Here is a 25,282-nt window from a genome sequence, read left to right as displayed (position 1 = left end):
TATCTAAGACATGTTTACTTGCATACTGGTAGGAAATAACACAATAAGAGCAAATCTATGCGACTTCATTTTGCCAAACCATTAAGTAAAAATACTGCAACTGCGATTGGTTTGAGTGCTGTTTTGTTATGGAGTACCAATGTTGGCCTAATGCGTAGCGTCAGTGAAAGTTTTGGCGCTGTGGCAGGGGCTGCATTGATCTACAGTGTGGCCACCATCATTTTATTTTTTACTATTGGTTTACCTAAACTCAATAGCATTCCAAAAACTTATTTATTTTGGGGAAGCTTACTGTTTATTGCTTATGAATTGTGTTTTGCCCTCTCAATCGGTTATGCACATCATCCAAAACAGGCCATAGAAGTGGGTATGATTAATTACTTGTGGCCCACCTTTACCCTACTCTTTGCAATTTTATTCAATAATGTCAAAGCCAATATTTTGATTATTCCAGGTTGTTTGGCTGCGCTAATCGGGATCTTTTGGGTGTTAGCGGCGGAAACAGGACTTGAGCTGGCTCAGGTGTGGGGAAATATACAGAATAATCCTCTCAGTTATGGTTTGGCTTTGGCAGCAGCTGTGCTGTGGGGCTTATATTGCTCAGTCACTGTCAGTCGTTCGCAAGGCAAAAATGTGGTGACTTTGTTTTTTGCTTTGGTGGCAATTGTGCTGTGGGTGAAGTACTGGCTGATGGGTGCTCCAAGCTTAGCTTTTAATTTTGATAATAGCGTAGCCCTCTTTTTTGCTGCAGCTGGATTGGGTTTAGGCTATGGTGCTTGGAATATCGGCATTTTATCTGGCAATATGACCTTGATGGCCGGTGCTTCTTATTTCACGCCAGTATTTTCCGCTTTTTTTGCTGCCTTTTTGCTCAATACCACCTTGTCCTGGATGTTTTGGCAAGGTGTATTGTGTGTCACTTTAGGTGCAATGCTGTGTTGGTTGTCAACACGACAAAAAAGATAGCCTATTTAACCTGTTATTTGCATAAACAACCGATCTATACCTTAGTGCAGAGTTATTGTACTTATCTCAATCTAGGACAGTGGGTAGATATAGTAATAATTCAAAAGCTTAAACGATAAATTCAGCAGCTTTTAACACAATAGGCGGGCAGCATCTGCGACCCGCCTAAGCGATTAAGCATCGACGGGTGGGAAGCCATCTTCGGTTAACGCAGCCACAATTTGCGCTGCATCTAGCGTAGAGTGGACCTCAACAAGCTTTGTCGCCACATCAATGTTAACTTGAGCCTGAGGGTCTAAGTCTTGAATGGTTGCCGTCACACTGCGTGCACAGCCACCACAGGTCATATTATCAATACGAAATTTCATCTTTGGTTCTCCTGTTAAGATGGTGTTGCCAAATTCAATCTGGCTTAAAATACTACATTCCGATGAATCATTGCCGTGGCAATGGGCTAACGAGTTACTCAGCGTCTGGCGGATCTGTTGGAGGCTATGAATCTTAAGATCTAAATCAGCAATATGTTGACGTGTAAGGGCTTTGACGTCACGGCTATGACGTTCTGGATTATGCCAAAGCTGTAGTAAGGTCTGAATTTTCGCTAGATCAAACCCTAAGTCACGGGCATGCTTAATAAATTTTAAAGTTTCAACATCTTCGGGCTGGTAATCACGATAACCATTGCCAAGACGCTTGACTTGAATCAGGCCGATCTGTTCGTAATAACGGATCATCTTGGCGGAAATCCCACTGTGTAACGCCACTGTACCTATATTCATGTTTTCGCCTCATTCACGGCTTTAAATTGACGCAGGCGTAGCGCATTGCTGACCACAAAGACTGAAGATAACGCCATGGCAGCCGCGGCAAACATAGGCGAGAGTAAAATGCCAAAAGCAGGATAAAGAATACCTGCTGCAATGGGGATTAATGCAGCATTATAAACAAAAGCCCAAAATAGATTCTGACGAATGTTATTTAAGGTTGCATGACTTAAAGCGATTGCATGAGCCACGCCCTGCATATTGCCTGACATAAGGACCACGTCGGCCGCTTCAATCGCAATATCGGTACCCGTACCCACGGCGATGCCAATATCTGCTTGTGCCAAGGCTGGTGCGTCATTGATGCCATCACCGACAAATGCAACTCGTCCAGCCTGTTGTTGCAATGTTTGAATGGCTTCGACTTTAGCATTTGGTAATACTTGAGCAAACACCTGATCAATCTTAAGCTGCTTAGCAATCGCGTGGGCCGTATGTTGCTGGTCGCCTGTAATCATTGCCACGCGAATTCCTTGCTGATGCAATGCTTGAATTGCCGCGAAGCTGCTGGGTTTGATGGGATCTGCCACAGCCAATATACCCGCAAGTTTTTGATCAATGGCCACAAAAATTGGCGTTTTCCCTTCGCTGCCCCACTGCTGCATCTGTTGCTTTAGGCTTTGAGTATCGAGATGAAGCTGCTGCATGAGACGCTCAGCACCAATATGTACCATGTGTTGATTGACTCGAGCTTGAATACCGTAGCCAGTGAGCGCTTGGAAATCTGTTGCAGGATACTGAGGCAGATGGAGATCATCAGCAGCTTTGATAATGGCATGCGCAATAGGATGTTCAGATTGACGCTCGACTGCTGCCACTAAGCTGAGTAAGTCGTTATCATCTCTAGCATCGAGGCTATATAGATCGGTCAGCGTTGGTTTGCCTTCAGTTAATGTGCCTGTTTTATCGAATGCGACCACTTTGGCTTGTTGCAATAGTTGTAGTGCCTCACCCTGACGAAATAAAATCCCCAATTGCGCACCGCGTCCTGTGCCCACAAGAATAGACGTAGGTGTGGCCAATCCCATCGCACAGGGACAAGCAATAATCAGTACGGCCACTGCATTAACCAGCGCTAAGCTTAAACTCGGTTCAGGACCAAACGCTAACCATACTGCAAAGGTCAGCAATGATAAGCCCATCACCACAGGTACAAACCATAGCGTGACTTGATCAATTAAAGCTTGAATGGGGAGTTTTCCACTCTGTGCTTGTTCGACCATATGAATAATGTTTGCCAATACCGTGTTATGCCCCACGGCGCTCACTTTAACTTTTAAGTGACCATTTTGGTTAATACTGCCTGCAACCACATGATCGCCAATGCGCTTGGAGACTGGCATGGATTCACCGCTGAGCATGGATTCATCGATATAACTATGACCCGTGATAATCTGACCATCTGCGGCAATCCGCTCTCCTGGACGGACCAACAGAGACATCCCAGGCGTCACGTGTTCAATAGGCAGCTCAACAGCCTGACCATGTTGTTCAATGGCGGCAGTTTTTGGCTGTAATCCGATAAGGTGTTGAATGGCTAAAGAGGTACGCCCTTTGGCCCGTGCTTCAAAATAACGTCCCAATAGAATTAAGGCAATAATCACTGCGGCCGCTTCGAAATAGACGTTTTGACTACCAGCAGGCAATACATGTGGTAACAAAATAGCAACCAGCGAATAGCTATAGGCCGCCAACGTTCCCACGGCGACAAGGGAGTTCATATCAGGATGCAAACGCCATAAGGCTGGCAAACCTTTTTGATAAAAATGACGGCCTGGCAGGAGCAAAATAAGCGTTGTAAGGATGCACTGGATCAACCAGCTGTTGTGCTGTCCGATCGTATGCATAACCCAATGATGAAAAGCAGGGATCAGATGCCCGCCCATCTCTAGAATAAAGACAGGTAGCGCCAACACGATGGCCATCATAAGATCACGCTTGAGGGTCTGCTGTTGCTGTTGTTTTTGATCTATAACTTGATCTTGCAATAGGTTGGCAGAAAAACCTGCTTTTTTAATCTGTTCAATGAGACGTTGTGGCTCAACTTGACGATCAACCTGAATGGTTGCTTGTTCGGTCGTTAAATTTACCCCAGCTTCTGTTACGCCTTCAACTTTCTTGAGCGCTTTTTCCACGCGTGCCACACAGGAGGCACACGTCATGCCAGAAATATGCAACTGTATTTTTTCTAAAGCAATATCAAAGCCGGCTTTTTGTACGGCTTGAATTAACTCTGCTTGTGAGGTTGGTGCTAAAACGTGTACCTGAGCCTGTTCTGTCGCCAAATTAACTTTGGCTTGAAGCACACCAGATACTTTTTTCAGGGATTTTTCAACACGTGCCACGCACGAGGCACAGCTCATGCCGACAATTTTTAAATGAAATTGCTGTACCTCGAGGTCAAAGCCCGCCTTGTGTACGGCATTTTGTAAAGCAGGATAGTCGATGATTTCAGCCTGAACTTGAGCAGATTCGGTCGCCAAATTAACCGTTGCCGTCACACCTTCAACTTTATTTAAGGCTTTTTCCACCCGCGCTACGCAGGAAGCACAGCTCATGCCTAAAATGTGAAGTTGAACGCTTTGCATGATCAGACCTATAAATTTTACTAGCATGCCAATAGCATAAACCTTCCCATAATGGGAAGGTCAAGTATTTTTAGTCCGCCATAATAAAGACGTGAGCGAAACCACGTTGCTTGAGCAGTTTTGCGGCTTTGGCCGCACGAATACCACTTTTACACACACAGACCACCCGTTGTGGTGTGATCTGTGTCGGTAACTGCTCTAATCGTGTCATATGTGCTCCTTGAAGAGGAGATTCAATTTCGCTCGGCTCACGCAGTTCTAAAATCAGATCATCCGGCTGCAGCTGAGCGCGATCTAACCACAGCAATGAATCTTGAGGTTCAGGCAGCTGATCAAATCGTAAACTCGTGATATGCCACTGTTGTAAATTTAAGCCCAAGAGCTGCCCAAGGGCGGAGTTTTGGCCATTTAACAAGACATTGAGCACCATATGCGCTTGTAGGCTGGCAAGGGTGGCCACGGTTGAAGCCAGTACGCCTGTGCTTTGGCAAGAGGTTGCCTGTTGTGGCAACTCAGGAAAAAGCGCACGGTAGCTTGGCGCACTTTGTCCACAAAAGCCGCCAACATAACCTTGTTCAGCCAATACAGAGGCACTGATCAAAGGAATTTTTTGCATAAAACAGGCATCTGAAAGCAAATACGTGGTGGCAAAGCGATCGGCTGCATCTACCACAAGATCAATGTCTTGCAGTGCTGCTGCAAGATTGCTGCTGTGTATATGCTCAGTACGGGGCTCAATATCAATCTCAGGATTCAGTTGCTTTAAGTGCTGCGCAACAGCAATGGCTTTAAATGCGCCAAGGTCGGCCATACGAAATACAATCTGCCGATGCAAATTGGAAAGCTCCACGCGATCAGCATCATAAATACGTAAATAGCCAACACCACTGGCCGCTAAAATAGGCAGTAGTGAGGCTGCTAATCCTCCTGCTCCAACCACCAAGACCCGCGCAGCTTGTAATTGCTGTTGGCCGTAGCTTCCCACCTGTGGTAATTGTATTTGTCTGGCATAACGTGCGTTGTCTAACATTAGAACTCCGCCAAACCAAAAAGTGGTGTCGAGGCTTGGGCAAGATCGCGTTTCGGCATTAACCCAGCCTGATATGCCAAGTGGCCTGCCTGTACTGCAGCGGCAAAAGCCTGTGCCATCATTACAGGATCTTGGGCCTGCGCAACGGCGGTATTGAGCAATACCGCATCAAACCCCATTTCTAAGGCCAAAGCAGCATGACTCGGTGCCCCAATGCCTGCATCAATAATCAGCGGCGTGGTGGGAAAATAATGACGCATTCGTTTTAAGGCATCGAGATGGCATAAACCTTGACCCGAACCAATCGGTGCTCCCCAAGGCATCAGCACTTCGCAGCCTGCATCTAAGAGTTTTTCAGCCACAATTAAATCATCTGTGGTGTAGGGAAATACCTGAAAGCCATCTTCAGCTAAAATCCGTGCTGCCTCGACCAAGGCAAATGGATTGGGCTGGAGTGTGTCTGGATGCCCAATGACTTCAAGTTTAATCCAAGCGGTATTAAACACTTCACGTGCCATATGTGCAGTGGTGACCGCTTCTTTGACACTGTAACAGCCTGCTGTATTGGGTAAAAATCGGCAGTTGACTTGCTTGAGTAAATCACGAAAGCCCTGCCCACCTGTGCCTTCACGGCGTAAACTGACGGTAATGACATCAACATCCGCAGTTTGAATGGCGCGTAGAAGACAATCCGGGGAAGGATAACCGGCTGTGCCCAACAATAAACGTGATTTTAGCGTTGTACCATAAACCTGCATGTTAACCTCCTTGCATTGGTGCAAGGACTTCAATTTTTTGCCCAGCACATAATAAGGTGGTTGTATATTGGCTGCGTGGAACAAAGTTGCCATCAACCGCCGTGGCCACTGCGCTACCGTCAAACTGCTGTTCTTCAAGTAGTTGGCTTAAATTTTCACTGTGCGTGTCGATTGGGTTACCATTTAAATAAATCTTCATACTGTGCTCCCTGCAAGTTGATGAATCAGTTGTTCGGCCAGCCATGGTGCACATAAAAACCCATGACGATGCATGCCGTTGACGTAAAAGGTCTGCTGTTGATAAGCAATTTTTGGAATATTGTCTGAGTAAGCTGGTCTTAACCCGACACCTGTTTCTACAATAGAAGCTTCTGCCAATGCAGGATGAATGCTATAAGCTGCACTGAGTAATTCCATCATGCTACGTGCTGTGATGGGCTGACGCGAATCGCTTTCAAGCATGCTTGCCCCTAGCATAAAGCGACCATGTGCGCGTGGCACTAAATAACAGGGAAAACGGGGATGTAATAAGCGAATGGGTCGGGAAAAATGTAACTCCGGCTGCTCTAAAATCAGCATTTCACCCCGTACTGCACGTAAGGGAATTTGATCTTGCGCATAAATACCACGGCAATCAATGATTCTGCCACTGGGCTGGCCAGCGTGGATGGCGACGCCTTGTTGAATTAAATTATTTTTGAGCTCAGCTAAGACCAAACGTGGATCTAAATGGGCTTCATCTTTAAAAAACAAGGCATGCTGTACATGTTCCAACTCAGGCTCCAGGCACTGTGGGTTCAGCCATTGATGCTGTGTCGTACGTGTGGCAAAACGTTGCAACTCGGCATGATCACGCTTATTTGCTAAGACCAAAGTGCCCTGTTGCACCACCTGTGTGCTATAGCGCTGCCACCAAGCAATCGCGTCAAAATCGTATAAAGCTTTAAAATGTGGTGCAGCTTCTGCCTCACAAAACGGTGCCAGCATACCACCGGCAAAATGTGAAGCCATGGCATGCGTATTTGAGCAAATCACTTCTAGCGATTCGCCGTGAGCATGTAAGGCTGTTGCCACACATAAGGCAGTGACGCCACTGCCCAAAATTGACCAGTGGCTCATATCAATAACTCAAGAAACATGTTGATCTCCGACAAGAGACCCATGCGACGTACAGGAAAAGACGGACTTGGCTTTAAAAGCACAGGCCGTATTAAGATGGTCTTCCTACGCCAGCATTAACTGGGTCAGGTTCAAAGGGTCGCTAGCTCAACTAGCCTCTCAGTCTCTATTGGAGACTCCCCTGCCTAAAAGTGTCTCTATTTAGTTAAATTTTAAGCAGCTTGTCAAGCAATCTGTAGGGCTAAAATGCGGCTATTTTTTGCTTAACAAAAAATAATGATTACTTACCCAAAGTATCTAAAAACACTGTTAGCTTAATTTCTAATATAAATTAAATAGATAGATAAGAATGACTTGTTTTAAAGCCTATGATATTCGGGGGAAACTAGACACAGAAATTACCCCTAAATTTGCTTATGCCTTGGGTCGCGCTTATGCAGAAATCTTTAAACCACGTTGTATTGCGGTGGGTGCAGATATTCGTTTAAGTAGCCCCATGCTCAAAACAGCCTTGATTCACGGCTTAAACGATGCAGGTGTCGACGTACTGGACTTAGGTTTAGCCGGTACCGAAGAAATCTACTTTGCGGCTTTTGCCTTGGATATTGATGGTGGCATTGAAATTACCGCCAGCCATAATCCGATTGAATATAATGGTATGAAATTGGTGGGCAAAGGCGCACGTCCTATTGGTATGGACACTGGATTAAAAGACATTCAAGCCTTTATTGAACAAGGCGTGTTTGCCTTTACGCAAGCACAGGGTCAAACCACAGCCTATGATATTTTACCTGCCTATACCGCCCATCTTATGGGCTATCTGGATCAACAGATTCGACCCTTAAAAATTGTCACCAATCCCGGACATGGCGCAGCTGGGCATGCGGTGGATGCTTTGGAACAATGTTTTAAAGCAGCACATCTTCCTATTGAACTGATTAAAATTCAGCATGAACCGGATGGTCGTTTTCCAACAGGCATTCCCAATCCAATGTTGATTGAAAATCGTCATGCGACAACAGCTGCGGTACTTGAACATCAAGCTGATTTTGGTGTGGCTTGGGATGGTGATTTTGATCGTTGCTTTTTATTTGACGAAAAAGGCCAGTTTATTGATGGATATTATTTGGTCGGCTTATTGGCAGAAGCATTTTTACAAAAACAAGCCCAGCAAAAGATTGTGCATGATCCACGTTTAATCTGGAATACATTGGATATTGTGGCGCGTTATCAAGGCATTGCAGTTCAGTCTAAATCTGGGCATGCCTATATGAAGCAGGTCATGCGTGAAGAAAATGCAGTTTATGGTGGCGAAATGAGTGCCCATCATTACTTCCGTGATTTTGGCTACTGTGACAGCGGTATGATCCCTTGGTTATTGGTGGTGAACTTATTGTCAGCCAAACAGCGTCCCTTATCTGAACTCACCCAAGCGATGCAGCAACGTTTTCCCTGCAGTGGTGAAATTAACTTTACTGTCAAAGATGCGCCAACGACGATTAATGCCTTGAAACAGTATTTCTCAGAGTATCAGCCTGATTTGGATAGCACAGATGGTTTAAGTTTTGATTTTAAAACATGGCGTTTTAATGTCAGAGCCTCAAATACCGAACCCTTACTCAGACTGAATATTGAAATCAATCAAGAGCAAGCAACTCAGCCTCTGGATTATTATGTGCAGCTCTTAAGCGAATTGATTGAGAGCACATCATAACATCACGCATGGCCTTCGCCATGCGTTGCTTTAGAACATTTGAATCGTTTGTATCAAACCGCGCGTTGAGGCATCTAAATGCGATAAGTCAGCATGTTCTCGGGTTAACACAGGCAATAACTCATTGGCTATTTCTTTGCCCTTTTCTACTCCCCATTGATCAAAAGGATTAATATTCCATAACACCGATTGTACAAACACTTTATGTTCATACAGTGCAATTAACATACCCAATGAATAAGGATCCAAAGACTTGATCAATAAGGTGCTGCTGGGTTGATTACCACTATAATGTTTATACAGCGGTAAATCGGCCAGGTTTTGTTCTGTTAAAGCATGATTGCCAAATGCTAAGAGACGCGATTGTGCTAAGCAGTTTGAAAGTGCCAAATAATGTTGCTCTACCAAAGAGGCTGCATTTTCAATATGACCAAATTGTTCATCATCATAACGATGTATAGGGGCAATAAAATCACAACTGACGTTGCTGGTGCCTTGATGCAACAGTTGATAAAAGGCGTGCTGGGCATTTGGTCCGACTTCACCCCAAATAATGGGGCAGGTATTCACTTCCACAGGGAGATGATTGCGTTGGATGGATTTGCCATTGGACTCCATTTCAAGCTGCTGTAAATAGGAAGTAAAGTATTTCAAGCGACCGTCATAAGGCAGTACGGCATGGGTATTAATATTTAAAAAATTAATATTCCAAATGCCAATCAGTGCCATCAGCACTGGAATATTATGGCGTAAATCCGCCAGTTGAAAATGCTGATCAATGGAATGCGCACCGGCAAGTAAGCGCTTAAAATGTCCGACCCCAATGGATAAGGCGATGGGTAAGCCAATACATGACCACAGTGAATAACGCCCCCCTACCCAGTCCCAAAGTAAAAACTGTTTTTCAGGCGCGATGCCCCAAGCTGTCATTTTATCTGCTCGGGTAGACACCCCAACAAAATGATGTTTTAAAAAGAGTTCAGCCTCTCCCAAACTTGCCTCTAACCATAGCCGTGCAGTTTGTGCATTGGAGAGCGTATCTATGGTGGTAAAGGATTTAGACGAAATAATAAATAAGGTCGTCTCAGGACGTAATTTATGCAAAATATCAGAGAGTTGGCTGCCATCCATGGTAGAGACAAAATGTAGATTTAAATCCTTAGCGGTCTGGCGTTTAAAATCTGACAAGGCATGACTGACCATAACGGGGCCTAAATCTGAGCCCCCGACCCCAATATTGACCACGTCTTGAATCACTTCTCCGGTCACGCCGCGATATTGCCCTGCATGAATTTGTTCCACCAGTGCGAACATGCGTTGTAATTGCTCATGCACTGCTTGCGCTAAGTCTTGATGTGGTGTGCCATGCTCAGGCAAACGCAGTGCCCAATGCATGGCAGCACGCTGTTCGGTATAGTTAATCTTTTCTTCTGAAAATAAACGATCAATCCACTGCTTGAGCTGTTTTTTTTCAGCGAATTGAATCAGTTCATCCAGTATATTGTCATTTAAGCGTTGCTTGCTAAAATCAAAAATGACTTGTTCGTGCTGGAGGGATAAACGTTCAAAACGTTGTTGATCGTGTTGAAATAAATCATGCAAATGTTGCTGGCGGATTTGATCGGCTAAATGTTTTAAACGTTGTTGTTCTTGTCTGGTCATTTACGTCCTACCCCGATATAAGCTAAGCCTTGATTTTTGACATATTCAGGTCGATAGATATTGCGTCCGTCGAGCAATAAAGGATGCTGCATGCGATTCAGCAAGTGTCGATAGTCTAAACTCCAGTATTGACGCCAAGGGGTGAGTACACATAAAGCATGTGCACCAATAATGGCATCATATTGTTGATCACATAAAATCAGGTCATCCCGTTCGCCATACATCCGAGAAATGGCATTTAATGCTGCAGGATCATGTAAACGCACTATGGCGCCTTGTGACCATAAGGCGGTGAGCATCGGATGAATAGGCGACTGGTGTACGCTTGCGGTATTTTCTTTATAGGATGCACCCCAAATGGCAATAGTTTTCCCATTTAAATCGCCATTAAAATAGCGCCACAGTTTACGAAACATGAATTCTTTTTGTTCTTCATTGATTTCCCAGACTTGCTCGAGTAAGCGGCTTTTACCGCCAGCATCTGCCACAGCCCGTGTCAACGTTAAAATATCATGTGAGAAGTGTTCTCCCCCAAAACCCACCCCTGGAAACAAATAGGTCCCACCAATACGTGGGTCGGCAGCCATGGCAGAACGTACGTGATGAATATCTACGCCAATTTTTTCAGCAACTGCTGCCAAATCATTAATAAAACTGATTCTGGAACCGAGCATGCCTGAAATACTGAGCTTACTAAATTCAGCATCTAAAATGGGCATACACACGTATTGCTGTGGCAGTGGAAAAAGCGGTCTCAACAACTCTTGTAATTTATTTAAACTGTGACCACAATCACACCCCACAATCAGTTGCTCTGCATCGGTGAGGCTGCCCAATGCATCCCCTTCACGAATGTTATCAGGTAAATACACCCACTCATCATCTTCTAGGATCTGTTGTAAGCGCTGTGTGCCATATAGACCAAAGGTTGCGGTATTGATCATGAGTTTTGGATGAATTAAGGGACGTTGTTTGAGACGCTGTGCTAATGAGAGCGATTGTTGTTGTTCATGCGGCCCCAGACAAAACCAGTAGGCATCAATATCTAAATCTAAATCTTCAAAATAACAGTAGTTTAAAAAGCCTTGTTGTTTTTGTTTGACAATAATGAGTTTTAAAACTGGATCATCAAAGTTATCTTCAAGATTAAAATCTTCTGCCAAGTGGTCACACCAATACACTTCATGACCTGATTCTGCTAATAAGGCACTGATGACGCCGGCATAGAGCGTTTTTCCAAATACGGCAACTTTCATACGGTTCCTCTAATTATTATAATGTTTGATTAACTCACGAAAGGCAGCTCCAAAAGTTGGATGGTGATGGGCATAATGTAGCACGGCGTGTAAATAGCCCAATTGACTACCACAATCAAAGCTCTGCCCTTGCATCAAATACGCTTCTACATGATCCAGCTGTGCAATAGCGTCGGTGAGTTGAATCTCACCGCCTTGTCCAGCAGGTGTGTCTGCTAAGATTTGCATAATCTGACCGGGCAGAATATATCGCCCGACCACGGCCAATTGAGAAGGTGCTTGATCAAGCGCTGGTTTTTCGACAATCCCCTGCATGGCAACACTTTGCCCTGGCGCTAAGTCCCCTTGTAGCGCCACGATGCCATATTGATCGACACGAGAGGCATCTACTGTTTCGACCATCACTTGCGCTGCATGGTGGCGATCATAGGCATGAATCATATCTTTTAAATCAGCCTGATCACCTGCAATCAGCACATCGGGGAGCAAAACGGCAAATGCTTCGTCAGGTTCGATTAAATGGCGTGCTGCGTAAATGGCATGACCTAAACCTAAGGCTTGGCCTTGGCGTACGCTGGTGATGTGAATATGTTCGGGTATGACCTGTAAACGTTCGCGCAATTCTGGCTTGTTTTTTTGGGTGAGTAATTGCTCAAGCTCAGCATGGCGATCAAAGTAATTTTCAATCGCCCCCTTACTGGCATGGGTGACAAGAATAATATGCTCAATTCCTGCAGCGATGGCCTCTTGCACCACATAGTCGATGGCAGGACGATCAACAATGGTTACCATCTCCTTGGGAATGGCTTTACTTGCAGGCAGGAAGCGAGTTCCAAAACCTGCAACCGGTAATACAGCTTTTTTTATCATTGTTAAAATTAGCGTCATTGTTATAGGTGCTTTCAACCATAATATGAAATGTTGAAAGTTCATGCATCACTTACAAAAAGTAGCAGGAAAAACAATAAAAATAACGATTTAACGGTGATAGAAGTCGACCTGTGCATCATTTAAAGGCGCTTTGCCCCGAATGTGATCAGCTAATTTTTCTGCCATCATAATCGTGGTTGCATTTAAGTTACCCGTAATAATCAGCGGCATGATCGATGCATCAATCACCCGTAATTGCGCCACCCCATGCACACGGCCAAAGCCATCAACCACAGCGAGATCATCCTCCCCCATTTTACAGCTGCCACATGGATGATAAGCCGTTTCAGCATGCTGACGTACAAATGCATCGAGTTCATCATCGCTGTGGGCATGGCGGCTTGGGCTAATTTCTTCGCCACGATACTCATCAAGGGCTGGTTGCTGCATGATCTCGCGGGTAATGCGAATGGCATCACGAAATTCACGCCAATCTTGCTCGTGACTCATGTAATTAAACAAGATACTCGGATGTGCAAACGGATCTTTGGAGTTTAAACGGATGCGGCCTCGTGAGGGTGAACGCATAGATCCCACATGGGCTTGGAAACCATGTTCATGAATGGCATTGCTGCCATTATAGTTAATCGCCACAGGTAAAAAGTGATACTGAATATTTGGCCAAGTAAACTCATCAGATGAGCAAATAAAGCCCCCTGCTTCAAATTGATTGCTGGCGCCAATCCCTGTACCTAAAAATAACCATTCTGCACCAATTTTAGGTTGGTTATACCATTTCAATGCAGGATACAAACTCACAGGTTGCTTACAACGATACTGTAAATACATCTCTAAGTGATCTTGTAAGTTTTCCCCAACACCAGGTAAATCCTGCACCACATCAATATGGTGTTCTTTTAGCACATGGGCTGCCCCTACGCCTGAGCGTTGCAAAATTTGCGGTGATGCAATCGCGCCTGCGCAGAGTAAAACTTCACGATCAGCAAAAACTTGTATAGGGGCTTGGGTATTTTGACCTTGAATATACTCTACACCAATCGCCGTTTTACCCGAAAATAAAATACGGTTGGTCATGGCATGCGTCACAATGGTTAAATTGTCACGCGTTTTGGCTAAATCTAAGTAACCGCGAGCAGTACTCGAACGGCGCCCCTGTGGCGTCACAGTACGATCCATAGGGCCAAAGCCTTCTTGTTGGTAGCCATTTAAGTCATCGGTGCGTGGATAACCGGCTTGTACCCCAGCCTCTACCATGGCGTGAAATAAGGGGTTATTGTTGTTTTTAGGCGTTGCTACACAGACTGGCCCTGAATCTCCGTGGTAGTCATTGCCACCAATGTCACGGCTCTCAGCTTTTTTATAATAAGGCAGGCAGGCACGATAATGCCAATGCGCTAAGCCTTTTAAACTGGCCCATTGTTCTAAATCCATGGCATTGCCGCGAATGTAGCACATGCCATTAATCAGTGATGAACCACCTAAACCTTTGCCGCGTCCACATTCCATACGACGCCCGTTCATATAAGGCTCAGGGTCGGTTAAATAGGCCCAATTATAGCGTTTACCTTGCAAGGGATAGGCCAAAGCGGCTGGCATTTGGGTGCGAAAATCTAAGCGGTAATCAGGTCCGCCAGCTTCTAATAACAGCACTTGAACTTGAGGGTCTTCAGTCAGGCGGGCAGCCAAGACGTTGCCCGCTGAGCCTGCTCCAATAATAATATAATCAAAATATTGCATTACACCGCCTTAGTCCTGGGCACGAAAGATCGATTGAAAGGGGGCTAACTCAACTTGCACGGCTTTTAATTGTGTGTAAGCCAATAAGGTGGTGAGGCCATTCTCACGACCCACGCCAGAGTGCTTGTATCCTCCAACAGGCATTTCTGCGGGTGATTCCCCCCAAGTATTAATCCAACAAATACCGGCTTCAATTTGATGAATGATACGATGGGCACGGGCTAAATTTGGAGAAACTACGCCTGCTGCTAAACCATAAGTGGTCGTGTTGGCACGGCGAATGACTTCTTCTTCAGTTTCATAGGTCAAAATAGACATCACAGGACCAAAAATTTCGTCTTTTACAATTGACATGTCATCATGACAATCACTAAAAATGGTGGGTGCAACAAAAGCACCTTTTGCACATGCGCCTTCTTGATAGCGCTGGCCGCCTGTCACCACGCGTGCACCTGCGGCTTTGCCTTGCTCGATATAATCAAGCACTTTTTGCATATGCGGGAAACTGGCCAGTGGACCGAAGTTAACTCCTGCTGCTAATGGATCACCAATTTTGATATAGGGGATTCGCTGTAAGAGTTTTTCTTCAAAGGCACTTTGCAAGGCTTTAGGAATAAAGACACGGGTACCGTTGGTACATACTTGGCCAGAACTAAAGAAATTGGCCATCATGGCAATATCAGCGGCCAGATCTAAATCGGCATCTTCACAAATAATCAAAGGTGATTTACCACCCAATTCCATGGTGATTTCTTTAAGGCTCGATTCAGCTGCACTCGACATGACTTTTTTACCGGTCACAATACCACCAGTAAATGAAATTTTAGCAATCTCAGGATGGCGGCTGAGCGCATCCCCAACTTCGCCACCGCCCAGCACCACGTTGAATAAGCCAGCGGGTAAACCTGCTTCAACATACAGCTCAGCAAGTTTGAGTGCCGTTAATGATGTATTTTCACTCGGCTTAAACACCATGGCATTGCCCGCAGCAAGTGCAGGTGCAGATTTCCATAATGCAATTTGGATTGGGTAATTCCATGCGCCAATGCCCGCCACCACGCCCAAGGGTTCACGACGGGTATAAGCAAACGAACTATCACGCAGCGGAATTTGCTGGCCTTCTAACGCAGGTGCAAGCCCGGCATAGTATTCAAGGACATCTGCACCCGTGACCACATCAACCGTAGAGGTTTCGCTGAAGGCTTTGCCCGAGTCTAAACTTTCAAGTACGGCCAATTCATCATTACGAGCACGGAGTAAATCAACTGCTTTACGCAAAATGCGGGCACGTTCAATGGCTGGGCGCTTGGCCCAATCACGTTGTGCGGCTTGTGCGGCTTTGACAGCGTGATCAATATCCTGCTGGTCACATGCATACAGCACAGCAAGAACTTCACCATTACTTGGATTAATACTTTCAAAACTTTTACGGCCCGCTTTTTGATCATATTGACCGTTAATATACGGATATTGTTCGGCAAATTTTGGCATGAAGGCTTCCTTAAATCTGTTTAAGCTGTTGTTGGATGTAGTCGTGACAAAGGTGTAAGGTTAAATCGGGATCAAATGCATGGGGACATAAAGCACCGCGTAACCAAAAACCATCAATTAACGCGGCAAGTCCACGTGCAGCATGATCGGCAGCTTGTGGTGTGAGTTGTTTGGCAAATTCATGTTTTAAATTAGAATGTAAACGATCATGATTAATGCGCTGTAAACGCTGTAAGTCAGGGTGATGTAAGCTGTTGGCCCAAAAAGCCAGCCATGTTTTCATAGCTGCATGCTCCACTTGCGATTGGGAAAAATTACCGGCCACAATGGCATATAAGCGTGCCTCTGCGGTCGGTTTGGCTTGGGCTAAACACAGTGCCACATCTTGACTGAGCTGTTTGAGTAAATAGCGCATGGTTGCCTCAATCAGACCATGCTTATCTTTAAAATAATGACTAATAATGCCGCTTGATACCCCTGCCCGCCGTGCAATTTGCACGATACTTGCATCATGAAAGCCAAGCTCATTCACTGCACTTAACGTCGCCTCAATGAGCTGTTGGCGACGGATCGGCTGCATTCCCACCTTAGGCATGGCGTTTCCTTTACACTTACATTTAAAAACTTTTTGTTAATTGAACGTTCAATTAAAAAAGATCATAGTCTTAAGCTATGGACAGGAGCAATTCTAAATTGCTGTGAATTTGTAAATAATAAAGGTGCGATTTAACGCGTGATGGACAACAAACAACCTGAAAATCGTGATCAACTCAATAAAGTGGTCTTTTTTTGTTCGGCTTTTTTGATTTTATGTTTTTCTATCATTACTATTTTTTTTAATAAACCTGTTAATCAAGGCATTTTGCATGCCTTGAATTGGGTCAGCCGCACCTTCAGTTGGTATTACCTCTTGGCTGCAGCGCTGTATTTTGTCTTTGTGGTGTTTATTGCCTGCTCTCGTTATGGCGAAATTAAACTTGGCCCTAAGCACTCTAAACCTGAATTTAGCCTACTCAGTTGGTCCGCCATGCTGTTTTCAGCCGGCATTGGTATTGACCTGATGTTCTTCTCCGTGGCGGAGCCTTTATCACATTATATGAATCCACCTGTGGGCAGCGGTGAAACCTATGAAGCAGCACGGCAAAGTTTAGTGTGGACTTTGTTTCATTATGGCATTACTGGCTGGAGTATGTATGCCTTAGTGGGCGTCGCGCTCGGTTACTTTAGTTATCGTTATAACCTACCTTTAACCATTCGCTCAGCGCTGTATCCCATTTTTGGTAAACGCATTCATGGTCCGATTGGTCATACGGTCGATACCGCAGCCGTGCTAGGCACTATTTTTGGTATTGCCACCACCTGTGGTATTGGGGTGGTACAGCTGAATTACGGTCTGCATGTGCTGTTTGACTTACCTGAAAATCTTTGGATGCAAACTGCATTGATCGCACTTGCGGTGATTATTACCATTATTTCTGTCGTGACAGGGGTCAATAAAGGTTTACGGATTCTCTCGGAAATTAATATTTATGTTTCCGTGGGTTTATTGCTGTTTATTTTATTGTTAGGCAATACCGAGTTTTTGTTGGCTGCATTGATTCAAAACTTTGGTGACTATTTGAGTCAATTCCCCAAACTGTCTTTGACCAGCTTTCCTTTTGAGCAACCTAAGGAGTGGATGAACAGTTGGACACTGTTTTTCTGGGCATGGTGGATTGCATGGTCGCCTTTTGTAGGCTTATTTTTAGCCCGCATCTCACGCGGTCGTACCATTCGTGAGTTTGTGGCCGGTACTCTCATTATTCCATTGTTATTTACCCTCACTTGGTTATCTATTTTTGGTAATAGTGCATTGTACAATGTCATTTTTGAAGGCAATCAACAACTCGCTGAAACGGTTTTATCTAATCCTGCCCATGGGTTCTACGACCTACTGGCACAATACCCATTTTTTAGTTTTATTGCCGGCGTTGCGACCATTACAGGTCTACTCTTTTATGTCACTTCAGCGGACTCCGGCGCGCTGGTGCTAGGTAATTTCACCACTAAATTTAGTAATATTAATCATGATTCACCACGATGGCTAAGTGTATTTTGGGCCATTACCATTGGTTTACTCACCTTGGCCATGTTGATGACCAATGGTATTACAGCACTGCAAAATGCCACCATCATTATGGGCTTACCTTTTAGCTTTGTGATTTTCTTTGTAGCAGCAGGGTTATTTAAGTCTTTGCGTTTAGAGGATTTTCGACAAGCCAGTACCTATGCCAGTGCCGCACCTGTGGTCGGTAATGTGGATATTTCCAATTGGCGAAGACGCTTAACGCGCGTGATGCAACATCCAAATGCCAGCCAAACCCGTGGAATGTTAGATCGTGTTTGCCAACCGGCCATGCGTGCGGTTGCAGACGAACTCGAATTACGTGGTATCAGCGTACAGCTTGCTCAAACCGCACTAGAAGATGAACCTGAGCTATATCATCTTGATATTCAGATTGCCTTAGAGGCAGAAGAAAACTTCGTTTATCAAATTTGGCCGGTACGCTATATCGCACCAAGTTTTAGTCAACGTGGTAAGCGCACTGAAAAATATTACTATCGTTTAGAAAGCTATTTATTTGAAGGCTCTCAAGGCAATGATCTGGTGGGTTACAGTCAAGAACAGGTGATTAACGATATCTTGGATAAATATGAGCGTCATCTAAACTTTCTTCATATCAATCGTAGTAGTCCCGGAACACGCCCGCTCTTTCCTGAACATGAAGGAGAACATACATGACCAGTCCGTGGTTACATAGTTTTGCGCTGTTTTTTTCCTTACTCAACCCATTTTTAATGAGCATTTATATGCTCGGCATTATCCGCCACACCGATGCATCGACCTTTAGCAAAGCGTTGATCCAAGGCAGTCTGATTAGTCTGATTGTTTTCACAATTTTTGCAAAAACCGGAGAAGCTTTTTTTAATGATGTCCTGCATGTTCGTTTTGAATCGTTTCAAATCTTTGGTGGGCTTATTTTCTTAGTGATTGGTTATCGCTATGTATTTGAGGGGGCGGATACCATTGGCGTCATGCGCGGTGCGCCACAGCATTTGGCTGGCACCATTGCCATGCCGTTTATGATTGGTCCAGGAACCATCAGTGCTGCTGTTATTACGGGTGTGCAGTTGCCATTTGCACATACCGTAGCTGTGATTGCTTCGACACTTTTGCTCAGTTGTAGTTTGTTAATCTTAATGAAATATGCACATGATCATCTCAAAACCCGTTATTCCAGCTATATCGATTTGTATGTGGATATTGTCGGGCGACTGGCCGCCCTACTCATTGGTACCATTGCCATTGATATGATTGTGACCGGCATTTTAGGTATTTGGCAGGGCTAGATATCCAATTATGTGCATTTTGCAGTATTTTATTAATAGATATATAAAAAAATAAGTTTTAAAAATAAAACACTTAAGCTGTTTTTGGAACAATAAGTATACAAATGTAAGTGATTTACCCTATGCAATTAAAGATGAAATTCAGCATGATAGCCAAATAACAACCCACTTGGATAAATACATGAAGCAATTGAAAAAAATAACTGTTGGTGCATTCCTTGCTGCAAGTATGATTACTCCAGCTTTAGCCAATGAGTCAGTCAAAGCCGTAGATCAATTGGATTTAAATCAATATTTAGGTCAATGGCATGAAGTGGCACGTAAGCCTTTAACTTTCCAAAAGGACTGTGCGTACAACGTGACGGCCAACTACAGTTTAAATAGCAAAGGTAACGTCAATGTAGATAACCGCTGCTATAAAGCAGATGGCAGCATGAAACAATCAACAGCCGAAGCTTATGTGCAAAATGCCCCTGCAAACTCAAAACTCAAAGTCAGCTTCTTACCCAAAGCGATTCGTTGGATTCCGATTGCCCGTGGTGATTATTGGGTGTTAAAAATTGACCAAGACTATCAAACTGTTTTAGTGGGTGAGCCAAAGAAAAAATATTTATGGGTCTTATCTCGTGATCCAGAGCCAAACAAAGCAGTGGTACAAGAGTACTTAAACTATGCGCAATCGATGGGTTATGATCTTAGTGATGTGATTTATACACCTTATAAAGCCAAATAAGGCTTTAAGATTGAACAAGCAGCCCTTTAGGCTGCTTTTTTTTATGGCATTCATTTTGCTTATTAGTATTACGTTTTTTAAAAAAAGTATGACTAAAAGGCAAAGCTATGGGTTATGTTGCAAGAGAACTCAGCCAAAAAAAGAAAATATTCTTTGGATTTGGCTCCTTTTTGATTCCAATTTTGATGTGGTGTGCCATTAGCTATCTACCTATGTTTTGGCATCCTCAAGTGCACATTACTGATGCAGGTAGTAGTGCTTTTTTACAAGTCGACAGCCGTGTAGATCGGGCAGAGTTCTATCAGCAAGCACAAATTGCCGTGGATCAAGGCTTGGAGCCACCTCAAGGTCTACTCAGCAATCCGATTTATCTGCCTGCACCGCATGAGGTTGCACGAGCGTTAGTCACCGCATTTACCACTGCTCCAGCGCAAGACAATGCGCCATGGTTTCATGAGAGTTTATGGCACAGTATTCAACTGGTGTTTAGTGCCTTTTTGATTTCATCTCTGATTGGTATTCCTTTAGGGATTTTGTGTGGTTTTTCTAAAACCTTGTCACAACTGACAGAACCTTTTGTTGAATTCTTTCGTTATTTGCCAGCCCCTGCCTTTGGCGCACTTGCCGTCGCGATTTTGGGCATTAATGATGCACCCAAGATCGCCATTATTGTGGTGGGTACTTTGTTTCAACAAATCCTAATTATTGCCAACACCACCAAAGCCGTCGATAAAAGTCTCATCGAGGCGGGTTTTACCTTAGGCACCAATAAAATCAAAAGCTTATTTCATGTGGTGATTCCTGCTGCCTTGCCTGATATTTACCGAGATCTAAGGGTATTACTGGGCTGGGCATGGACTTACTTAATTGTGGCAGAGTTGATTGGAAGCACCTCAGGGATTACCTGGTTTATTACCCAACAAGCCCGCTACCAAAATTTCGACAACGTATTTGCTGCAATTTTAATTATTGGCATCATTGGTCTGATCTGTGATGTGGTTCTAATGAAACTCGGACAACGTCTTTTTCAATGGAAAGCAGGAGTAAAATAATATGATGCATGCCGCATACTTTCAAAATCTTAAACAGCGCCCTGTGATCCTAGAAGCGAAACAACTTAGCCAAGTATTTCAGCAAGCGAAAACAGAGCGCACCGTTTTAAATCAAATCGATCTTAAAATTTATAAGCGTGAGTTTATTTGTGTCATTGGGCCATCAGGTTGTGGTAAATCAACCTTAAGCCGAGTGATCGCAGGTCTAGACCCTTACACTTCTGGCGAATTACGGGTAAACGATGCTTTAGTGACAGGTCCAAGCCCTGAACGTGGCATGGTGTTTCAAGGTTATACCCTTTTTCCTTGGAAAACCGTCAAAGAAAACGTGATGTTTGGGCCATTGATGAAAGGCGAAAGTCATTCATTGGCAGAAGCACATGCCAGAGAATGGATCAATATCATTGGTCTAGAAAAATATGAAGATCAGTATCCGCATCAATTGTCAGGCGGGATGAAACAACGTGTTGCCATTGCCCGTGCCTTAGTCAATGAACCCAAAGTTTTACTTATGGATGAACCTTTTGGCGCACTTGATCCGCATACTCGACAAAAAATGCAAAAGCACTTAATGGATTTATGGGCCAATATTGATATTACGATTATTTTTGTCACCCATGACATGGATGAAGCCATTTTACTGGCCGATCGCATTGTGGCTTTAAAAGCCAATCCTGGTGAGATCAAAGAAATTATTGAGGTCGATTTGCCGCGCCCACGTGATATTGAAGTGATGCAAAGCGCTGAGTTTAAAGCCCTAAGACAACGTGTCGATGCGCTGGTTCATGTCAATGATGATGAGCTTGATCCAGCATTGGCAGATTTGCCAAAAATTCCACGCATGACTCAAGTCAGCGTTAAATAGAAAAAGCGGCTTATCTTGAAGATAAGCCGCTTGTGTTTAAATCAGTTGGCGCTGAAAATCATGTTGCATAAATTGCTGAATACTCATGTCCTGTTGAATTAAAGCTTCAATATGCTCTGCGATGACATCATATAAGCGGCTATAGGCTTGCTGCTGTGGCACAAGTTGTTTGACTTGCATTTGCAAGTGTAGCAAGGCTTCAACATAGTCACATTCGCCCTGCTCAATCGCATAGACGTAACCGAGCACAGCGCCTTTTAGCAGTACATCATAGGCTAAGCCGTAACGCAATTGACAGGCAATAGAGCCTAAGACACGCTCATTGGCAGTGAGCTTTCGTAAAGGGTCACGTCCAACACGTAAACATGGGTCTTGATAGGCATGTGAACATGAATCCATAAAGCTTTGGCTTAAGCGAGTTAACTCATGACTATGCTGTGGAAGCGCCTGCCTTAAGCCTTGTTGTACCTGTGCCAGCAATTGCAGCATAAAGCGTTTCACTTGATCATCTGCTAAGGCCACCCCAATATTTTGATGGCCTCGCAGCATGGCATACCAAGCCAACATGGCATGTACACCGTTCCATAGGCGGTTTTTAATAAGTTGAATTTGATGGATATCATCCACCAAATGCATTTGGCGCATTTTTTTCAAGAGTGGACTGTTATTTTCCACATACAGTGGCATATCTGTTTCTGCTTGGAACAAAATGAGATCGATATGCTGCAAACTATGGCTGGGCTGAAAGTTTTTTTGTAGATCAGCCACATAGAGTCCGGCTTGATGTTCTTGCTCACGACTTAAGGCGGTTGCATCATCTAAATCAACTTGGATATTTTCCTCTTCCGCTTGCTGTTGCTTAAAAATGTTGTATTTAATACGAAGCTGGCGATAGAGTTTTTGCTCGGAGAGCTTAGATACCATGCGGTTGACGACTGTATCGCAGATAAAATGGCGTTTTAAAATATCTGCTGCAATTTGCGGATTGGTAAGTTCAAGCAAGGCGTGTTTTAAGGCCTGTTCAAATAAGGTTTTGGCACCCACTTTATTTAAAATCAGTAACAAGGTCAGTCCCTGTTCTTGGTCGCCATAGTGTTTAAAACGCGCATACAGTGCACTTGCAATGGTCGGCATGTCTTCTAACAGTGCAGCTTCAGGCAAACAAATCGCCACTAAGCTAGACTGAATATACATCTCATGCATTTGTGACTGATCATGGGCATCGACAATCTGAATATGATCAATTCGCTCATCATATGAATGCTGTCCATAACGGATGCAGTAGCTGCCAAAGGCATTGACTGTAGATTGATACAGTCGATTACGGGTAGAGGCATAAATTTTTTGTGGACGTGTATAGCCATCCCAGTGGGATAACACTTGCGCTAAATATCCCCCACCAATGGCACCAAAGCCATGAATAGCCACTTGATGTTGATTTAAAGTTTGTGGAAACGGCGTATGTAATTCGGGCATCGGTAAAATGGGTACACAGCGATCTAGATCCTGTAAGTAGCTGAGGACATCAAGGTAAAAGTAATCAGCTCGATCTAACATATCAGCGCTTGGTACTTTTATATCTTGAAACAAGATGGTAATGCCACCCGCTTCATACGCAGATTTTAAGCCATTATCCGAGTCTTCAAACATTAAACACTGTTTTGGACTGAGATTAATCTTCTGAGCCGCATTGAGAAAGATTTCTGGATGTGGCTTGCCCCGTTGTACTTCATCACCACAAACCAAAACATCAAAAAATTTATAGACATTGGCATTAATTAAATATTCTTCTGCAATCGCACGGCGACTTGAAGTCGCAACAGCCATCTTTAAGCCAGATTTGCGTAGGCGTTCAAGTACCTGTACTAAGCCGGGCTTCACAGGAACGCCATATTGTCGCACATGCTCTAGTTCTAACTCATCAGCACGTTTACGAATCAATGCGTAGGGAATATCGGTTCCATATTGTTGTTGAGCGAGCTGCTCTGCGCTTTTGGCACTTAAGCCTAAACATTGCATAAGATAATCATGCGAAAATTCTACCCCAATCAGTTCTTTTGATGCTTGTTGTAAAGTATTGAAACGTAGACGTTCAGTATCGAACATCGTACCGTCCATATCGAAAATTGCGCCGTGTATAACATGTGTTTTAAAGTCTAGCATCTGTGTATTTGTTCTCCATAAGCGTTCAAGGTTTGCTCAACACCATAGGAAAATCAGATCAATAAATATAGGAAATTTAAAAAATGTAATACTTGAGATTATTTTTTAATCAAACGGGCTTGCATATGACTCATTTTTGTAAGATTAAGAAACTTCATGTAACTCGTGTGTAAATTTATTGAAATGAATTTTATAAAGGCTGATTATGAGTTGGGCTAATATAACCTGAATCATGGATAAGCCTAGTTTCACATCGTTATAAATTGAGACTTATTTTGATGACAGATTTGATAAGTACATAAGGATGCGTAAATTCCAGCGAAATAACCTGAAATGGAACGATGGCCACTGCTTACTAGGTTGTATTATTGCTTCAATAAGCTAAAGATGGTCTCTATTTTATTGCGTTGTCTCAGCATGACTTCATCCTCTGATGATAGATCCACTCGTCGCATATTCTTGCGATGATAAGTAATTAATTCAATACCTTGCCTAGCTAATTTATCTTTCGCACAGAATAAAGTAGTAAGCTCGAACATAGGATGGCTGGTTGAATAGTTTGTGTGGTAACTCACTTATCAACTAAGTTATCTTTTTTTTCAACTGAATTTCTTATCCATGATTCGGGTTAATGTAAATTGTTTTAAAGGATAGATCCTAAAAAACTTATATTTTTAATGAATTTAAGTTTTTTCTAAAAAATAAACTTTAGTGTTTCTCAAAATTCTCATATTTATGATGCTAGTAATCAAATGAAGTAATCGAAGTGTTGACGAGAGATGATTATAAATTATTTTAGAGCAATTAAATTTTGTAATATTTTGCCCCATATATAGTGGTCAACAAATATTGGACACAGTTTTAAGTTCATTTTCAGCCTGACAAGGACTGATACCATCGTTAAATCGATGAGGTCGTATCTGATTGTAGTATTCCATCAGATACAGACCAACATCTAGCTTCGCTTCTTCAATTGAGCTGTATCCCAATTTGGGAATCCACTCAGTCTTGAGACTTCTAAAAAGCCTTTCTGTTGGGGCATT

General features: G+C 43.7%; 20 protein-coding genes, 3 pseudogenes and 1 riboswitch. Of the genes and pseudogenes, 7 read left to right on the top strand and 16 right to left on the bottom strand.

What is annotated here, in order from left to right; all coding sequences use genetic code 11:
- Positions 1-57: 57 nt before the first annotated feature.
- Complete coding sequence (yddG, locus tag AC5YCI_RS12665) at positions 58-966, top strand: aromatic amino acid DMT transporter YddG (protein ID WP_496175598.1); 909 nt, start codon at positions 58-60, stop codon at positions 964-966.
- A gap of 173 nt (positions 967-1,139) precedes the next feature.
- Here yddG and AC5YCI_RS12660 read toward each other — a convergent pair whose 3' ends face one another.
- The 7 genes and pseudogenes from AC5YCI_RS12660 to AC5YCI_RS12630 all read right to left on the bottom strand — a co-directional run bounded on the left by AC5YCI_RS12660 (position 1,140) and on the right by AC5YCI_RS12630 (position 7,285).
- Positions 1,140-1,334 carry a heavy-metal-associated domain-containing protein gene (locus tag AC5YCI_RS12660; RefSeq protein ID WP_496129536.1) on the bottom strand — a complete coding sequence of 65 codons (195 nt, stop codon included), beginning with the start codon at positions 1,332-1,334 and terminating at the stop codon, positions 1,140-1,142.
- 96 nt (positions 1,335-1,430) lie between these two features.
- Positions 1,431-1,745, bottom strand: a pseudogene (locus AC5YCI_RS12655) (MerR family DNA-binding protein); the annotation flags it as partial.
- Entirely contained in the window at positions 1,742-4,378 is a 2,637-nt protein-coding gene (locus tag AC5YCI_RS12650; RefSeq protein WP_496175597.1) for a heavy metal translocating P-type ATPase, read from the bottom strand. The gene AC5YCI_RS12650 and the pseudogene AC5YCI_RS12655, both read right to left, overlap by 4 nt.
- Before the next feature lie 70 nt (positions 4,379-4,448).
- Positions 4,449-5,408, bottom strand: coding sequence for a ThiF family adenylyltransferase (locus AC5YCI_RS12645; protein ID WP_496175596.1), 960 nt, complete (start codon positions 5,406-5,408; stop codon positions 4,449-4,451).
- Positions 5,408-6,166: a thiazole synthase gene (locus AC5YCI_RS12640; RefSeq protein ID WP_496129468.1), complete on the bottom strand. Its 759-nt coding sequence runs from the start codon at positions 6,164-6,166 to the stop codon at positions 5,408-5,410. Before AC5YCI_RS12640 ends, AC5YCI_RS12645 begins: the two co-directional genes overlap by 1 nt.
- 1 nt (position 6,167) lies before the next feature.
- The gene (thiS, locus tag AC5YCI_RS12635) at positions 6,168-6,365 is read right to left on the bottom strand and encodes a sulfur carrier protein ThiS (protein WP_496129467.1); all 198 of its coding nucleotides are present in this window, start codon (positions 6,363-6,365) and stop codon (positions 6,168-6,170) included.
- The gene (locus AC5YCI_RS12630; RefSeq protein WP_496129466.1) at positions 6,362-7,285 is read right to left on the bottom strand and encodes an FAD-dependent oxidoreductase; all 924 of its coding nucleotides are present in this window, start codon (positions 7,283-7,285) and stop codon (positions 6,362-6,364) included. Before AC5YCI_RS12630 ends, thiS begins: the two co-directional genes overlap by 4 nt.
- An 85-nt stretch (positions 7,286-7,370) precedes the next feature.
- A riboswitch (TPP riboswitch) is annotated at positions 7,371-7,478 on the bottom strand.
- Positions 7,479-7,634: 156 nt separating this feature from the next.
- On the opposite strand from AC5YCI_RS12630, the gene AC5YCI_RS12625 reads away from it, so the two are divergent.
- Positions 7,635-8,999: a phosphohexomutase domain-containing protein gene (locus AC5YCI_RS12625; protein WP_496175595.1), complete on the top strand. Its 1,365-nt coding sequence runs from the start codon at positions 7,635-7,637 to the stop codon at positions 8,997-8,999.
- Positions 9,000-9,029: 30 nt separating this feature from the next.
- Here the strand turns inward: AC5YCI_RS12625 and pgi are convergent, their stop codons facing one another.
- The 6 genes and pseudogenes from pgi to betI all read right to left on the bottom strand — a co-directional run bounded on the left by pgi (position 9,030) and on the right by betI (position 16,631).
- Positions 9,030-10,661, bottom strand: coding sequence for a glucose-6-phosphate isomerase (gene pgi / locus AC5YCI_RS12620; protein WP_496175594.1), 1,632 nt, complete (start codon positions 10,659-10,661; stop codon positions 9,030-9,032).
- Positions 10,658-11,761, bottom strand: a pseudogene (locus AC5YCI_RS12615) (UDP binding domain-containing protein); the annotation flags it as partial. The gene pgi and the pseudogene AC5YCI_RS12615, both read right to left, overlap by 4 nt.
- Before the next feature lie 165 nt (positions 11,762-11,926).
- Complete coding sequence (locus tag AC5YCI_RS12610; RefSeq protein WP_496129463.1) at positions 11,927-12,787, bottom strand: UTP--glucose-1-phosphate uridylyltransferase; 861 nt, start codon at positions 12,785-12,787, stop codon at positions 11,927-11,929.
- Positions 12,788-12,895: 108 nt separating this feature from the next.
- Entirely contained in the window at positions 12,896-14,545 is a 1,650-nt protein-coding gene (betA, locus tag AC5YCI_RS12605) for a choline dehydrogenase (RefSeq protein WP_496129462.1), read from the bottom strand.
- Positions 14,546-14,554: 9 nt separating this feature from the next.
- Positions 14,555-16,036: a betaine-aldehyde dehydrogenase gene (gene betB / locus AC5YCI_RS12600; RefSeq protein ID WP_496129461.1), complete on the bottom strand. Its 1,482-nt coding sequence runs from the start codon at positions 16,034-16,036 to the stop codon at positions 14,555-14,557.
- A 10-nt stretch (positions 16,037-16,046) separates the two neighbouring features.
- Positions 16,047-16,631 (bottom strand): transcriptional regulator BetI, encoded by a 585-nt coding sequence (gene betI, locus AC5YCI_RS12595; protein WP_496129460.1) that lies wholly within the window; start codon positions 16,629-16,631, stop codon positions 16,047-16,049.
- Between the two features lie 141 nt (positions 16,632-16,772).
- On the opposite strand from betI, the gene AC5YCI_RS12590 reads away from it, so the two are divergent.
- The 5 genes from AC5YCI_RS12590 (at position 16,773) to AC5YCI_RS12570 (ending at position 22,076) form a co-directional block, all read left to right on the top strand.
- Positions 16,773-18,818: a choline transporter gene (locus AC5YCI_RS12590; RefSeq protein ID WP_496129459.1), complete on the top strand. Its 2,046-nt coding sequence runs from the start codon at positions 16,773-16,775 to the stop codon at positions 18,816-18,818.
- Complete coding sequence (locus tag AC5YCI_RS12585) at positions 18,815-19,426, top strand: MarC family protein (RefSeq protein WP_496129458.1); 612 nt, start codon at positions 18,815-18,817, stop codon at positions 19,424-19,426. The genes AC5YCI_RS12590 and AC5YCI_RS12585 overlap by 4 nt, the downstream gene beginning before the upstream one ends.
- A 181-nt stretch (positions 19,427-19,607) precedes the next feature.
- Positions 19,608-20,159, top strand: a complete 552-nt coding sequence (locus tag AC5YCI_RS12580) for a lipocalin family protein (protein ID WP_496129457.1) — start codon at positions 19,608-19,610, stop codon at positions 20,157-20,159.
- A gap of 107 nt (positions 20,160-20,266) precedes the next feature.
- Positions 20,267-21,211, top strand: coding sequence for an ABC transporter permease (locus AC5YCI_RS12575; RefSeq protein WP_496129456.1), 945 nt, complete (start codon positions 20,267-20,269; stop codon positions 21,209-21,211).
- Position 21,212: 1 nt separating this feature from the next.
- Entirely contained in the window at positions 21,213-22,076 is an 864-nt protein-coding gene (locus AC5YCI_RS12570; protein WP_496129455.1) for an ABC transporter ATP-binding protein, read from the top strand.
- 36 nt (positions 22,077-22,112) lie between these two features.
- On the opposite strand, the gene mtlD is transcribed toward AC5YCI_RS12570, so the two are convergent.
- From mtlD to AC5YCI_RS12555, 3 genes and pseudogenes are all read right to left on the bottom strand, one after another.
- Complete coding sequence (mtlD, locus tag AC5YCI_RS12565) at positions 22,113-24,239, bottom strand: bifunctional mannitol-1-phosphate dehydrogenase/phosphatase (RefSeq protein WP_496129454.1); 2,127 nt, start codon at positions 24,237-24,239, stop codon at positions 22,113-22,115.
- Positions 24,240-24,487: 248 nt separating this feature from the next.
- Positions 24,488-24,748 (bottom strand): annotated as a pseudogene (locus tag AC5YCI_RS12560) (transposase); the annotation flags it as partial.
- 330 nt (positions 24,749-25,078) lie between these two features.
- Positions 25,079-25,282: IS3 family transposase (locus tag AC5YCI_RS12555; protein ID WP_496175593.1), on the bottom strand; the 204-nt coding region annotated here is incomplete at its 5' end.

It is taken from the genome of Acinetobacter sp. CY17, assembly GCF_059515825.1.
Note: the sequence above shows the minus strand (reverse complement) of the source record. Positions and strands in the feature narration are given on the sequence as shown.

Excerpts from the sequence above, each read along its gene's own strand:
- AC5YCI_RS12650 (WP_496175597.1), bottom strand. The coding sequence starts at position 4,378 with ATGCAAAGCGTTCAACTTCACATTTTAGGCATGAGCTGTGCTTCCTGC.
- AC5YCI_RS12590 (WP_496129459.1), top strand. The coding sequence starts at position 16,773 with ATGGACAACAAACAACCTGAAAATCGTGATCAACTCAATAAAGTGGTC.
- yddG (WP_496175598.1), top strand. The coding sequence starts at position 58 with ATGCGACTTCATTTTGCCAAACCATTAAGTAAAAATACTGCAACTGCG.
- AC5YCI_RS12610 (WP_496129463.1), bottom strand. The coding sequence starts at position 12,787 with ATGATAAAAAAAGCTGTATTACCGGTTGCAGGTTTTGGAACTCGCTTC.
- pgi (WP_496175594.1), bottom strand. The coding sequence starts at position 10,661 with ATGACCAGACAAGAACAACAACGTTTAAAACATTTAGCCGATCAAATC.
- AC5YCI_RS12640 (WP_496129468.1), bottom strand. The coding sequence starts at position 6,166 with ATGCAGGTTTATGGTACAACGCTAAAATCACGTTTATTGTTGGGCACA.
- AC5YCI_RS12630 (WP_496129466.1), bottom strand. The coding sequence starts at position 7,285 with ATGAGCCACTGGTCAATTTTGGGCAGTGGCGTCACTGCCTTATGTGTG.
- betA (WP_496129462.1), bottom strand. The coding sequence starts at position 14,545 with ATGCAATATTTTGATTATATTATTATTGGAGCAGGCTCAGCGGGCAAC.
- AC5YCI_RS12570 (WP_496129455.1), top strand. The coding sequence starts at position 21,213 with ATGATGCATGCCGCATACTTTCAAAATCTTAAACAGCGCCCTGTGATC.
- AC5YCI_RS12625 (WP_496175595.1), top strand. The coding sequence starts at position 7,635 with ATGACTTGTTTTAAAGCCTATGATATTCGGGGGAAACTAGACACAGAA.
- AC5YCI_RS12580 (WP_496129457.1), top strand. The coding sequence starts at position 19,608 with ATGAAGCAATTGAAAAAAATAACTGTTGGTGCATTCCTTGCTGCAAGT.
- betB (WP_496129461.1), bottom strand. The coding sequence starts at position 16,036 with ATGCCAAAATTTGCCGAACAATATCCGTATATTAACGGTCAATATGAT.
- AC5YCI_RS12645 (WP_496175596.1), bottom strand. The coding sequence starts at position 5,408 with ATGTTAGACAACGCACGTTATGCCAGACAAATACAATTACCACAGGTG.
- mtlD (WP_496129454.1), bottom strand. The coding sequence starts at position 24,239 with ATGCTAGACTTTAAAACACATGTTATACACGGCGCAATTTTCGATATG.
- AC5YCI_RS12575 (WP_496129456.1), top strand. The coding sequence starts at position 20,267 with ATGGGTTATGTTGCAAGAGAACTCAGCCAAAAAAAGAAAATATTCTTT.
- AC5YCI_RS12660 (WP_496129536.1), bottom strand. The coding sequence starts at position 1,334 with ATGAAATTTCGTATTGATAATATGACCTGTGGTGGCTGTGCACGCAGT.
- thiS (WP_496129467.1), bottom strand. The coding sequence starts at position 6,365 with ATGAAGATTTATTTAAATGGTAACCCAATCGACACGCACAGTGAAAAT.
- AC5YCI_RS12585 (WP_496129458.1), top strand. The coding sequence starts at position 18,815 with ATGACCAGTCCGTGGTTACATAGTTTTGCGCTGTTTTTTTCCTTACTC.
- betI (WP_496129460.1), bottom strand. The coding sequence starts at position 16,631 with ATGCCTAAGGTGGGAATGCAGCCGATCCGTCGCCAACAGCTCATTGAG.